Annotated in this window: 13 protein-coding genes; 11 read left to right on the top strand and 2 right to left on the bottom strand. The window is 41.8% G+C overall.

Annotated elements, in window-relative coordinates:
• Window positions 1–56: 56 nt before the first annotated feature.
• Window positions 57–341 carry a DUF3270 domain-containing protein gene (locus tag D8803_RS07385; protein ID WP_131200723.1) on the bottom strand — a complete coding sequence of 95 codons (285 nt, stop codon included), beginning with the start codon at window positions 339–341 and terminating at the stop codon, window positions 57–59.
• Window positions 342–720: 379 nt separating this feature from the next.
• Between D8803_RS07385 and D8803_RS07380 the strand changes: the two genes are divergently transcribed.
• The 8 genes from D8803_RS07380 to deoD all read left to right on the top strand — a co-directional run bounded on the left by D8803_RS07380 (window position 721) and on the right by deoD (window position 8,473).
• Window positions 721–1,776 carry an ABC transporter permease gene (locus tag D8803_RS07380; protein WP_131200722.1) on the top strand — a complete coding sequence of 352 codons (1,056 nt, stop codon included), beginning with the start codon at window positions 721–723 and terminating at the stop codon, window positions 1,774–1,776.
• Between the two features lie 13 nt (window positions 1,777–1,789).
• Complete coding sequence (locus tag D8803_RS07375) at window positions 1,790–2,470, top strand: ABC transporter ATP-binding protein (protein WP_131200721.1); 681 nt, start codon at window positions 1,790–1,792, stop codon at window positions 2,468–2,470.
• 126 nt (window positions 2,471–2,596) lie between these two features.
• The gene (locus D8803_RS07370) at window positions 2,597–3,526 is read left to right on the top strand and encodes a peptidase U32 family protein (RefSeq protein ID WP_131200720.1); all 930 of its coding nucleotides are present in this window, start codon (window positions 2,597–2,599) and stop codon (window positions 3,524–3,526) included.
• A gap of 105 nt (window positions 3,527–3,631) precedes the next feature.
• Window positions 3,632–4,315 (top strand): ribose-5-phosphate isomerase RpiA, encoded by a 684-nt coding sequence (gene rpiA / locus D8803_RS07365; protein ID WP_131200719.1) that lies wholly within the window; start codon window positions 3,632–3,634, stop codon window positions 4,313–4,315.
• A 23-nt stretch (window positions 4,316–4,338) separates the two neighbouring features.
• The gene (locus D8803_RS07360; protein ID WP_131200718.1) at window positions 4,339–5,550 is read left to right on the top strand and encodes a phosphopentomutase; all 1,212 of its coding nucleotides are present in this window, start codon (window positions 4,339–4,341) and stop codon (window positions 5,548–5,550) included.
• 1 nt (window position 5,551) lies between these two features.
• Entirely contained in the window at window positions 5,552–6,112 is a 561-nt protein-coding gene (locus D8803_RS07355; protein ID WP_131200717.1) for a DUF1697 domain-containing protein, read from the top strand.
• Window positions 6,109–6,918 carry a purine-nucleoside phosphorylase gene (locus tag D8803_RS07350; RefSeq protein WP_060628514.1) on the top strand — a complete coding sequence of 270 codons (810 nt, stop codon included), beginning with the start codon at window positions 6,109–6,111 and terminating at the stop codon, window positions 6,916–6,918. The genes D8803_RS07355 and D8803_RS07350 overlap by 4 nt, the downstream gene beginning before the upstream one ends.
• Window positions 6,919–7,762: 844 nt before the next feature.
• Entirely contained in the window at window positions 7,763–8,473 is a 711-nt protein-coding gene (deoD, locus tag D8803_RS07345) for a purine-nucleoside phosphorylase (protein WP_061416680.1), read from the top strand.
• A 32-nt stretch (window positions 8,474–8,505) separates the two neighbouring features.
• Here the strand turns inward: deoD and pavA are convergent, their stop codons facing one another.
• On the bottom strand, window positions 8,506–10,161 hold the full coding sequence (gene pavA / locus D8803_RS07340) for an Rqc2 family fibronectin-binding protein PavA (RefSeq protein WP_131200716.1): 1,656 nt from the start codon (window positions 10,159–10,161) through the stop codon (window positions 8,506–8,508).
• A 104-nt stretch (window positions 10,162–10,265) separates the two neighbouring features.
• Here pavA and ybeY point away from each other — a divergent pair, with 104 nt between their 5' ends.
• The 3 genes from ybeY to era are packed head-to-tail and all read left to right on the top strand — an operon-like array spanning window position 10,266 to window position 12,055.
• A complete protein-coding gene (gene ybeY, locus D8803_RS07335) occupies window positions 10,266–10,763 on the top strand; it encodes an rRNA maturation RNase YbeY (RefSeq protein ID WP_061416684.1) in 498 nt (165 codons plus the stop codon).
• Window positions 10,744–11,139 carry a diacylglycerol kinase family protein gene (locus D8803_RS07330; RefSeq protein WP_061416687.1) on the top strand — a complete coding sequence of 132 codons (396 nt, stop codon included), beginning with the start codon at window positions 10,744–10,746 and terminating at the stop codon, window positions 11,137–11,139. Before ybeY ends, D8803_RS07330 begins: the two co-directional genes overlap by 20 nt.
• 16 nt (window positions 11,140–11,155) lie before the next feature.
• Entirely contained in the window at window positions 11,156–12,055 is a 900-nt protein-coding gene (era, locus tag D8803_RS07325; RefSeq protein ID WP_061416693.1) for a GTPase Era, read from the top strand.
• Window positions 12,056–12,064 lie beyond the last annotated feature (9 nt).

Below are 12,064 nucleotides of genomic sequence, written 5' to 3'. Positions count from 1 at the left end.
GTTTTATAACTGTCTTTTTCGATAACTAGAAAAAAGGCTGGTAGTAGTAGCAACCTTTATTTTGAAAATTTTCGTTTCATCATCTTTCGTTGAAGTTGTAAAAGTGTGAAGCTTGTTCCCATAGCAGCAATAAATGATAAAGCTGTATTCAATTTTAAGGCTAAAAAGATAAAGCTAAAAAGCACCATAAAAATACAAAAACAAGCAATATTTACAAAAAATAAAATCTCTTTTAAGCCAGAGCCGACTGGGGCTTCTGGTGTATAATCTTGATAAAGCGGAGTTTGTTTCGATTCTGGAATTTGTTCAAACTCATAAGCTTCTAGTTTTCTTGCGGGCATGATTCTCTCCTTAACAGTACCTAACTATTTTATCATTTTTTATGCAGAGAATTGTTACAGAATGGTTACAAAACTACTAAAGTCTCTTATCATCTTCTAAGTCACTCTTCTTGACACCCACTAGAGAAAGTGATAGCATGGATGTTACACTTAAAACAGATAACCTGACCTTACCTAACATACAGGATAGGGAAGGGATAACTTATATAAATTGATAGCAAGCTGAGGCTTCCTCCTAAGATGATTTGTTAAGTTGCTACCTAGATACTTTTGAAGAGTATTGGTAGGAGTTGTTTTGAATGGATGGAAGGACAGAGATTCTGTCTATTGGATTGGGTGGCCTTCTTGCTACCTCTGGGGAAAGTTAAAGGAGATAAGCATGTATCTTGCTATCAAAGAGATATTACGAAACAAACTTCGATATAGTTTGATTCTAACTACCATTTTTCTTATCGCTTTTATGGTCTTTTTTATGACCAGTCTAGCTCTTGGTCTTGTGCGAAACAACCGAGCAGCTATTGATAATTGGCAAGCGACAGGTGTCGTTTTATCCGACTACGCAAATGATAATTTGACGGCATCCTTTATTCCTGAAAAGGACTACAAGGATAAAAATTCTGAAGAGGCTGCTCCATTGGGCTATATGTTCGCTGTGACCAATCTAGTCGATGGTAGTGAAAAGGTCAATGTTTCCATTTTTGCTCAAGAGTGGGATTCTTTTATCTCTCCTAGTTTGACGGAGGGTCGTTATCCTGAAGGAGATGATGAGGTTGTCGTGGATCAGTCTTTTGAGAACTATGGAATGAAGCTAGGCGATGCTATTCAGCTCAATGGAAGCGAGTCAAGTTACAAGATTGTAGGCCTGACTCAAGGAAATAAATTTTTCACTGAGCCTGTTGTCTTTACGAGTCTGACAACTTATTGGACCTTACAAGGAACCTTGAAAGCCAATCGTTCCATCTCTGCATTGGTATTGAAAAATGACATAGAAGTGGTCGGGGATGGTCTGAAACAGATTTCCATTCCAAAAATGATATCGAAAATCCCTGGTTACACACCTCAGGTTAATGTATTTTCAGGAATGATTCTTGCTATGATTGTTATCACTGGCTTGATTGTGGGGATTTTTGTTTATATCATTACCATCCAAAAACTAGGACTTTATGGAATAATGCGAGCTCAGGGGATACAGATCAAAACCATTGTATGGTCTCTATTCTGTCAAATCTTCCTCCTAGCTGGTATGGGGATTGCTTTAGCCTTGCTGGCAATCGGAGGAGTAATTTTAGTCTTACCAGCTACCTTCTTTTTCTATCCAAGTTGGATAGCCTACTCTGTCCTAAGTTTGGTAATTTCCTTGATGGCCCTTCTAGGTGGTGTCATTTCACTTCCACGCTTGCTAAAGGTGGACCCGATTACTGCGATTGCAGAATGATAAGGAGAATAGTATGACAGCATTGATTGAAATGGCTCAAGTGACAAAAACCTACGGGGAAGGAAAGATGAAAGTCGTAGCTCTGCATGAGACGAATTTTCAGCTAAATGCGGGAGAGTTCGTAGCTATCGTTGGGCCCTCAGGTTCTGGAAAGACGACCTTTCTAACAACTCTAGGACAACTACAGGAGGCATCGAGTGGAAAGATTCTAGTCAAAGGGAAGGAAACAGGCAGTTTGACGGAGAAGGAAAAAACAGATCTCCGTTTTAGAGAGTTTGGTTTCATTCTCCAGGCTTCAAACTTAATTCCTTTTCTAACGGTCAAGGAACAGCTGGATTTGATTGACAGACTAGATAAGGGAAAAAATAGTAAAAGTGACCGAAAAGAGCTCTTCAACTTGTTGGATTTGGAAAAAGTACAAGATCAGTATCCCAAGGCTCTATCTGGTGGTGAACGTCAACGTGCCGCGATTGCTAGAGCGCTCTATAACAATCCGAGCATCGTTCTTGCAGATGAGCCAACAGCCAGTCTTGACACTGAGCGTGCCTACCAAGTAACGGAGATGCTGGCTGCCATTGCCCATGAACAAGGTAGAGGAGTTGTTATGATTACGCACGATACTCGCCTTCTTGATAAGGTTGACCGTATTTATGTCATGAATGATGGCCACCTAGTTGAAAAAACACATGCATAAAATAGAGTGAATGGTACAAGTTACCGTTCACTTTTTTGATTGCGACCTTTAAAAAATGACTTTGACTTTTTATAAAACTCCTAGTACCCATAGCTGATTTTTGAGAAATGTGGTATAATTTTTCTTATGGAAAAGATTATCATTACAGCAACTGCTGAAAGTATTGAACAAGTTGAACAGTTACTCGAAGCTGGCGTAGACCGTATCTATGTTGGTGAGAAAGATTTTGGCCTTCGTCTGCCAACGACCTTTAGTTATGAAGACTTACGCACCATCGCTAATCTCGTTCATGAGGCTGGTAAAGAGTTGATTGTCGCGGTTAATGCCCTCATGCACCAAGATATGATGGACCGTATCAAGCCCTTCCTAGACTTCTTGGAAGAAATCAAGACAGACTATATTACTGTTGGGGATGCAGGTGTCTTTTACGTTGTCAATCGTGATGGCTATTCCTTTAAGACCATCTACGATGCTTCAACCATGGTGACAAGCAGTCGTCAGATTAACTTCTGGGGTCAAAAGGCAGGCGCCTCTGAGGCTGTCTTGGCGCGTGAAATTCCATCTGCTGAGCTCTTCAAGATGCCAGAGATTTTGGAAATTCCTGCTGAAGTGTTGGTTTATGGAGCTAGTGTCATTCACCATTCTAAGCGACCACTTTTGCAAAACTACTATAACTTTACACATATCGATGATGAAAAGACACGCAAACGTGATCTCTTCTTGGCAGAACCGAGTGACCCAGAAAGCCATTATTCCATCTTTGAAGACAATCATGGTACCCACATCTTTGCCAACAATGACCTTGATTTGATGACCAAATTGACAGAATTGGTGGAGCATGGTTTTACTCACTGGAAACTTGAGGGACTTTACACCCCAGGTCAGAATTTTGTAGAAATTGCTAAACTTTTTATTCAAGCGCGTGGCTTGATTCAAGAGGGGAATTTCAGCCATGATCAAGCCTTTTTGCTGGATGAAGAAGTTCGTAAACTTCACCCTAAAAACCGTTTTCTCGATACAGGATTCTATGATTACGATCCAGATATGGTTAAATAGGATACCAAAACCCGAAATAAAAATGTTCGGGTTTTTCAAGTGTATTCATGAAATAAAAACGGATACATGTTATAATAAAAATAGCTCTTTATTGGAGGTGTTTAAGTGGAGAATCTGAAAAAGATGGCAGGTATCAAGGCTGCTGAGTTTGTCAAGGAAGGGATGGTTGTCGGACTGGGAACTGGCTCTACTGCCTATTATTTCGTAGAGGAAGTAGGTCGTCGGATTAATGAAGAAGGTTTGCAGATTACTGCTGTAACTACTTCCAGTGTGACCAGTAAACAGGCTGAAGGTCTTAACATCCCGCTCAAGTCGATTGATCAAGTAGACTTTGTCGATGTGACGGTTGACGGGGCGGATGAAGTAGATAGTCAGTTCAACGGGATCAAAGGTGGTGGTGGTGCCCTTCTGATGGAGAAGGTTGTCGCAACGCCCTCAAAAGAATACATTTGGGTGGTAGATGAAAGCAAACTGGTAGAGAAACTAGGTGCTTTTAAATTGCCAGTAGAAGTGGTTCAGTATGGATCAGAACAGGTCTTTCGTCGGTTTGAGCGAGCTGGCTACAAACCAAGTTTTCGTGAAAAAGATGGTCAACGTTTTGTGACAGATATGCAGAACTTTATCATTGATCTTGCTTTGGATGTCATCGAAGATCCAATTGCCTTTGGGCAAGAGTTGGACCATGTTGTTGGTGTCGTAGAGCACGGCTTATTCAACCAAATGGTAGACAAGGTTATTGTAGCTGGACGAGGTGGTGTTCAGATTTTAACTTCAACAAAAGCAAGATAACTAAAATAATAAGGAGACAGACTATGTCAAAATTTAATCGTATTCACTTGGTGGTACTGGATTCTGTGGGAATCGGTGCTGCACCAGATGCCAATAACTTTGTCAATGCAGGGGTTCCAGACGGTGCTTCTGACACACTAGGACACATTTCCAAAACAGTTGGTTTGAATGTGCCAAACATGGCTAAAATCGGTCTAGGAAATATTCCTCGTGAAACGCCTCTAAAGACGGTACCGGCAGAAAGCAATCCAACTGGATATGCAACTAAATTAGAGGAAGTATCTCTTGGTAAGGATACCATGACTGGACACTGGGAAATCATGGGACTCAACATTACGGAGCCTTTTGATACCTTCTGGAACGGATTCCCAGAAGAAATCTTGACAAAAATCGAAGAATTTTCAGGGCGCAAGGTCATTCGTGAAGCCAATAAACCTTACTCAGGAACTGCTGTTATCGATGATTTTGGACCACGTCAGATGGAAACTGGGGAGTTGATTATCTATACTTCAGCTGACCCTGTTTTGCAAATTGCTGCCCACGAAGACATCATTCCTTTGGATGAATTGTACCGTATCTGTGAATACGCTCGTTCGATTACACTTGAACGTCCTGCTCTTCTAGGTCGTATCATTGCTCGTCCATATGTTGGTGAACCAGGTAGCTTCACTCGTACAGCTAACCGTCGTGACTTGGCCGTTTCCCCATTTGCACCAACTGTTTTGGATAAATTGAACGAAGCTGGCATCGATACTTATGCTGTTGGTAAAATTAACGATATCTTTAACGGTGCGGGTATCAACCATGATATGGGCCACAACAAGTCAAACAGCCATGGAATTGATACACTCTTGAAGACTATGGGACTTGCTGAATTTGAAAAAGGATTCTCATTCACAAACTTGGTTGACTTTGATGCCCTTTATGGCCACCGTCGCAATGCTCATGGCTACCGTGATTGCTTGCATGAGTTTGATGAACGCTTGCCTGAAATTATCGCAGCCATGAGAGAGAATGATCTTCTTTTGATTACTGCTGACCATGGAAATGACCCAACCTATGCAGGAACAGACCACACTCGTGAATATATCCCACTTTTAGCTTACAGCCCTAGCTTTAAGGGAAATGGTGTCATTCCGGTTGGACATTTTGCAGATATCTCAGCGACAGTTGCGGATAACTTTGGTGTTGAAACTGCCATGATTGGGGAAAGTTTCTTAGATAAATTGGTATAAGATGACGCGCTACGCTTTACTGGTTAGGGGCATTAATGTCGGTGGGAAGAATAAGGTTGTCATGGCGCAACTTCGTCAAGAATTGACAGAGTTGGGACTGGAAAAGGTTGAGACCTACATCAACAGTGGCAATATTTTCTTTACTTCGACAGATCCCAAAGCCCGATTGGTTGAAAAGTTAGAGGCTTTCTTTGAAGTCCATTATCCATTTATTCAGAGCTTTTCTTTGCTGAGTCTAAAGGACTTTGAAGCGGAAATTGAAAATCTACCTGAATGGTGGACCAAAGATTTGGCACGAAAGGATGTGCTCTTCTACACGGAGAGCTTGGATGTGGATCAAGTCATCGAGAAAGTGAACAGTTTGGAACTGAAAGATGAAGTGGTTCATTTTGGAAGACTTGGGATTTTCTGGGGGAAATTCTCTGAAAAATCCTACTATGCAACTGCCTATCACAAGTACTTGCTCAAGATGCCTTTCTATCGCAACATCACCATTCGCAACGCAAAAACCTTTGATAAAATCGGTCAAATGCTAATAAATAATAAAGGAGACACACAATGACATTTTTAGATAAGATCAAGGAAACAGCTGCTTTCCTGAAAGACAAGGGAATCCAAGCGCCTGAGTTTGGTCTAATCCTTGGATCAGGACTTGGAGAATTGGCGGAAGAAATCGAAAATCCAGTTGTAGTAGACTATGCAGACATTCCAAACTGGGGCCGTTCGACAGTAGTCGGTCACGCTGGGAAATTGGTATATGGAGAACTTGCAGGTCGCAAGGTCTTGGCTCTTCAAGGTCGTTTCCATTTCTACGAAGGCAATCCTCTTGAAGTCGTGACTTTCCCAGTTCGTGTGATGAAAGTTCTCGGATGTGAAGGTGTCATTGTAACCAATGCAGCTGGAGGTATTGGATTTGGTCCTGGTACCTTGATGGCTATCTCAGACCATATCAATATGACAGGTCAAAATCCATTGATGGGTGAAAACTTGGATGATTTTGGTCCACGTTTCCCTGATATGTCTAAAGCCTACACACCAGAATACCGTGCTACTGCCCATGAAGTGGCCAAAAAACTTGGTATCAAGCTTGATGAAGGTGTCTATATCGGTGTAACCGGTCCGACTTATGAAACACCTGCAGAAATTCGTGCCTATAAGACATTGGGAGCAGATGCAGTTGGTATGTCCACTGTTCCTGAAGTTATTGTGGCAGCTCACTCAGGCTTGAAAGTTCTAGGAATTTCATGTATCACTAACCACGCTGCTGGTTTCCAAGAAGAACTCAACCACGAGGAAGTTGTGGAAGTGACAGAGCGTGTCAAAGGTGACTTCAAAGGTTTGCTTAAAGCTATTCTTGCTGAATTGTAATTAATAATCAATCATAGAAAGGGTGGATTCAAGTTTTTTCCTGAGTTTGTCTTGCTATAAAATAGCAAATGAGAAAGGCGGAGTAGGTGTTTAAATGCTACTCCCTCTTTAAAGTTTATAAAAAGAAAGGTAGAACGTGTGTTCTGATTTGAACACGAGCGGAAAACTTTTCTAAAAACATTGAAAGGAAGGGTAGTTCGGGTTTGAGTTGAATCCGAGCTATTCTCCTCTATATTATATTATCAAAATTAAGAAAGAAAGGAATTGAACCCACCCTAAAAGCAGTGGGAAAAAGATAGTTGGTCTAGCGAGCATCGCTCACTGCACCCAACTCCTATTTTCCCTTCGATTTTTGACGGGTTTGGTATCTTTTTGACTATCACATTTAGAATAAAGAAAGGTAGAGCGAGGTGTTCTGATTTGAACACGAGCGAAAAACTTTTCATAACAATAAAAGAAAGGATGGGTAAACCGTATTTGCTGAACTGAATACGGGCGGAGAACTGTGTAAAAAAGATAAACTGTCTAGCATCTGTGATGCTTCGTCAGTTTCCTATTTTTACTTTGTTCTCTGTCGCTGTCCTAAATATACAAAAAGAAAGGTAGAGTAAGGTGTTCTGATTTGAACACGAGCGGAAAACTTTTCTAAAAACATTGAAAGGTAGGTAGTTTGGGTTTGAATTGAACCCGTGCTATTCTCCTATTTATCATCAAAATTAAGAAAGAAAGGAATTGAACCCACCCTAAAAGCAGTGGGAAAAAGATAGTTGGTCTAGTGAGCATCGCTCACTGCGCCCAACTCCTATTTTCCCTTTGCTTTTTGACGGGTTTGGTATCTTATATTATGTCTATCCATATTGCTGCTAAGCAGGGTGAAATTGCTGATAAAATTCTTCTTCCGGGGGATCCTCTTCGTGCGAAATTTATTGCGGAGAATTTCCTTGAAGGTGTTGTTTGTTTTAACGAAGTGCGTAACATGTTTGGCTACACTGGTACTTACAAGGGTCACCGTGTATCTGTCATGGGAACTGGGATGGGAATACCATCTATTTCAATCTATGCACGTGAGTTGATTGTGGACTATGGTGTGAAAAAATTGATCCGCGTGGGAACTGCTGGTTCGTTAAACGAGGATGTCCATGTCCGTGAATTGGTTTTGGCACAGGCTGCTGCAACCAACTCAAACATCATCCGCAACGACTGGCCACAGTATGATTTCCCACAAATCGCTAGTTTTGACTTGCTAGACAAGGCCTACCATATCGCCAAAGAACAAGGTATGACCACCCACGTTGGGAATGTTTTGTCATCAGATGTCTTTTACTCAAACTACTTTGAAAAGAACATCGAGCTTGGTAAATGGGGAGTTAAAGCTGTGGAAATGGAAGCAGCAGCCCTTTACTATCTTGCTGCCCAACACCACGTCGATGCACTTGCTATCATGACCATTTCTGATAGCTTGGTCAATCCAGATGAAGACACTACTGCAGAAGAACGTCAAAATACCTTCACAGATATGATGAAGGTTGGTTTGGAAACCTTGATTGCAGAGTAAAATGTAAAAGAAAATCCTGATTTCATTTGAAATTAGGATTTTTTCATAGATGCGATTTTTTTGGGGTCTGGTGTAACGCGGAGGGTCTTTTGTCCTGTGTAGGTTACAAAGCCAGGTTTTCCACCAGTTGGTTTGTTGAGTTTTTTCACTTCAATCATATCCACTTGCACGAGATTTGACAGGCGCCCTTTGGAAAAGTAGGCTGCTAGTTCGGCTGCGTCTGTCTTGACTTCGTCAGAAGGATTGAGATTTCCTGAGATGACGACATGACTTCCAGGAATGTCCTTGGCATGGAACCAAAGTTCCTCCTTACGAGCCATTTTAAAGGTCAATTCCTCATTTTGCAGGTTGTTTCGACCGACATAGATGATAGTTTTGCTATCACTCGCCAGATACTGTTCTGGTTTTTTGCGTTTCTGAATTTTCTCACGTTGGCGTCTTCTAATGAAGCCTGTTTGGATCAATTCTTCACGGATTTCAGCGATTTCCTCTAGTCCAGCTTGGTTGAGCACAGTCTCGACACTTTCTAGATAAAGAATGGTGGCCTTGGTTTCTTCGATCAACTCAGTCAAGTATTTGACAGCTTCTTTGAGTTTCTGGTAACGTTTAAAATAGCGTTGGGCATTCTGGCTGGGAGTTAGTGCCTTATCAAGAGCAATGGTGATAGGCTGATTGGTGTAGTAGTTGTCTAGGATAACCTGGTCTTGGTCATTAGGCACTTGGTGGAGGAAGGTTGTCAGCAATTCTCCTTTTTGGCGAAATTCCTCAGCATTGTCTGTTGCTAGTAACTCTTTTTCTTGTTTTTTTAGCTTATGTCGATTTTTCTGAAGTTCATTTTCAACACGGCGAATCAGTTCACTGGCTTGCTGTTTGACACGGTCGCGTTCAGCCTTGTCTTTGTAGTAGGTATCCAGAAGATCAGAAAGACTAGCAAAAGGCTCTCCTACACTATTTTCGAAAGGAATTGGACTGAAAGAAGACTCTGTTAGACAAGACTTGGTTTCTTGTCCTAAAAAGTGACGGAAGGTAGAAAGTTTATCACGAACCAAGAGCTTTTCCAGTTCGTTTGCTGTATCTCGCCCCAGACCTTGAAAGAGACTTTGAAGATTTTTTGCTGTTAGCTCTTGGGTTTGAAGGATTTCAAAGAGTTTCTCATCCTTGACTGTAAAAGGATTGAGAGACTCGGTACTTGGTGGAGCGATATAGTTTGATCCTGGAAGCAAGGTGCGGTAGCTATTTTGCGAAAAGCCTACGTGTTTGATAACTTCGAGGATTTTATGGCTACTTTTATCCACGAGGAGAATATTGCTGTGTTTGCCCATAATCTCGATAATCAGTGTAGCCTGGATATGATCTCCAATTTCGTTTTTATTGGAAACCGTGATTTCCACAATACGGTCATTTTCGACTTGCTCAATCGACTCAATCAGAGCACCCTGCAAATACTTTCTCAAAACCATGATAAAAGTAGAAGGTTGGGCTGGATTTTCAAAAGTCGTTTGGGTCAGTTGAATGCGTCCAAAAACTGGATGGGCAGAAAGGAGCAGGCGATGGCTTTGGCGATTGCTGCGGATTTGCAAGACTAACTCTTGTTCAAAAGGCTGATTGATTTTCTGAATGCGACCATTGACTAACTCGCTTCGCAATTCCTCAACCATGTGGTGTAAAAAAAATCCGTCAAATGACATCGTTCTCTCCTTGTGATTGTATTCCATAGTATTATATCAAAAAGGTAGAATAAAATCATGGAAATGTGGTATAATAAAGCCAAGTAAAGAGAATCGAGAAGTACATGTATATTGAAATGGTAGATGAAACTGGTCAAGTTTCACAAGAAATCTTGCGACAAACCCAAGAAATTTTGGAATTTGCAGCCCAAAAAATAGGAAAAGAAGACAAGGAAATGGCAGTCACTTTTGTGACCAACGAGCGTAGTCATGAACTCAACCTTGAGTACCGTGACACGGACCGTCCGACAGATGTCATCAGCCTTGAGTATAAGCCAGAGTTGGACATTGCCTTTGACGAAGAGGATTTGCTTGAAAATCCAGAATTGGCAGAGATGATGTCTGAGTTTGATGCCTACATTGGGGAATTGTTCATCTCTATCGATAAAGCGCATGAGCAGGCTGAGGAATACGGTCACAGCTTTGAGCGTGAGATGGGCTTCTTGGCAGTACACGGCTTTTTACACATTAACGGCTATGATCACTACACTCCGGAAGAAGAAGCGGAGATGTTCGGTTTACAAGAAGAAATTTTGACAGCCTATGGACTCACAAGACAATAAACGAAAATGGAAAAATCGTGACCTGGTATCCAGTTTAGAATTTGCCCTTACAGGAATTCTGACTGCGATCAAGGAAGAACGCAATATGCGAAAACATGCAGTGACAGCCCTTGTGGTTATCCTTGCAGGTTTTGTTTTTCAGGTGTCACGAATCGAATGGCTCTTTCTCCTAATGAGCATTTTCTTGGTAGTAGCCTTTGAAATTATTAACTCTGCTATCGAAAATGTGGTGGATTTGGCCAGCAACTATCACTTTTCTATGTTGGCCAAGAAAGCCAAGGACATGGCAGCAGGAGCCGTGCTTGTGGTCTCTCTTTTTGCTGCAGTGACAGGTGCACTTATCTTTCTCCCACGCATTTGGGATATACTATTTTAAACACTAAGAGGAAATTATGACATTTAAATCAGGCTTTGTAGCCATTTTAGGACGTCCCAATGTTGGGAAGTCAACCTTTTTGAATCACGTCATGGGGCAAAAGATTGCTATTATGAGTGACAAGGCGCAAACAACGCGCAATAAAATCATGGGGATTTACACCACGGATAAGGAGCAAATCGTCTTTATCGACACGCCGGGGATTCACAAGCCTAAGACGGCTCTTGGGGATTTCATGGTGGAATCTGCCTACAGCACCCTTCGTGAAGTGGACACCGTTCTTTTCATGGTGCCTGCTGATGAAGCGCGTGGTAAGGGGGACGACATGATTATCGAGCGTCTTAAGGCTGCCAAGGTTCCTGTTATTCTAGTGGTGAACAAGATTGATAAGGTTCATCCAGACCAGCTTTTGTCTCAGATTGATGATTTCCGTAATCAGATGGACTTTAAGGAGATTGTCCCTATCTCAGCCCTTCAGGGGAATAACGTTTCTCGTCTAATCGACATCCTTAGTGAAAATCTTGAGGAAGGTTTCCAGTATTTCCCAGCTGATCAAATCACAGATCATCCTGAGCGTTTCTTGGTTTCAGAAATGATTCGTGAGAAGGTTCTCCACTTAACACGCGAAGAGATTCCGCACTCAGTCGCAGTAGTAGTTGACTCTATGAAACGGGACGAAGTGACAGACAAGGTTCATATCCGGGCAACCATCATGGTTGAGCGCGATAGCCAAAAGGGTATTGTCATCGGAAAAGGTGGCGCAATGCTCAAGAAAATTGGGACCATGGCCCGTCGTGATATCGAACTCATGCTAGGGGATAAGGTTTTCCTAGAAACTTGGGTCAAGGTCAAGAAAAACTGGCGTGATAAAAAGCTAGATTTGGCTGACTTTGGTTATAATGAGAAAGAATACTAAGTAGAGGTG

It is taken from the genome of Streptococcus oralis, assembly GCF_003943385.1.
GTDB classification, from domain to species: domain Bacteria; phylum Bacillota; class Bacilli; order Lactobacillales; family Streptococcaceae; genus Streptococcus; species Streptococcus oralis_CA.
The sequence above is the reverse complement of the archived record's forward strand: the minus strand, read 5'-3'. Positions and strand labels throughout refer to the sequence as shown.

What these genes read in the sequence shown, in the direction of transcription:
- D8803_RS07385 (WP_131200723.1), bottom strand. Translation starts at nt 341, where the DNA reads ATGCCCGCAAGAAAACTAGAAGCTTATGAGTTTGAACAAATTCCAGAA.
- D8803_RS07380 (WP_131200722.1), top strand. Translation starts at nt 721, where the DNA reads ATGTATCTTGCTATCAAAGAGATATTACGAAACAAACTTCGATATAGT.
- D8803_RS07375 (WP_131200721.1), top strand. Translation starts at nt 1,790, where the DNA reads ATGACAGCATTGATTGAAATGGCTCAAGTGACAAAAACCTACGGGGAA.
- D8803_RS07370 (WP_131200720.1), top strand. Translation starts at nt 2,597, where the DNA reads ATGGAAAAGATTATCATTACAGCAACTGCTGAAAGTATTGAACAAGTT.
- D8803_RS07360 (WP_131200718.1), top strand. Translation starts at nt 4,339, where the DNA reads ATGTCAAAATTTAATCGTATTCACTTGGTGGTACTGGATTCTGTGGGA.
- D8803_RS07355 (WP_131200717.1), top strand. Translation starts at nt 5,552, where the DNA reads ATGACGCGCTACGCTTTACTGGTTAGGGGCATTAATGTCGGTGGGAAG.
- D8803_RS07350 (WP_060628514.1), top strand. Translation starts at nt 6,109, where the DNA reads ATGACATTTTTAGATAAGATCAAGGAAACAGCTGCTTTCCTGAAAGAC.
- deoD (WP_061416680.1), top strand. Translation starts at nt 7,763, where the DNA reads ATGTCTATCCATATTGCTGCTAAGCAGGGTGAAATTGCTGATAAAATT.
- pavA (WP_131200716.1), bottom strand. Translation starts at nt 10,161, where the DNA reads ATGTCATTTGACGGATTTTTTTTACACCACATGGTTGAGGAATTGCGA.
- ybeY (WP_061416684.1), top strand. Translation starts at nt 10,266, where the DNA reads ATGTATATTGAAATGGTAGATGAAACTGGTCAAGTTTCACAAGAAATC.
- D8803_RS07330 (WP_061416687.1), top strand. Translation starts at nt 10,744, where the DNA reads ATGGACTCACAAGACAATAAACGAAAATGGAAAAATCGTGACCTGGTA.
- era (WP_061416693.1), top strand. Translation starts at nt 11,156, where the DNA reads ATGACATTTAAATCAGGCTTTGTAGCCATTTTAGGACGTCCCAATGTT.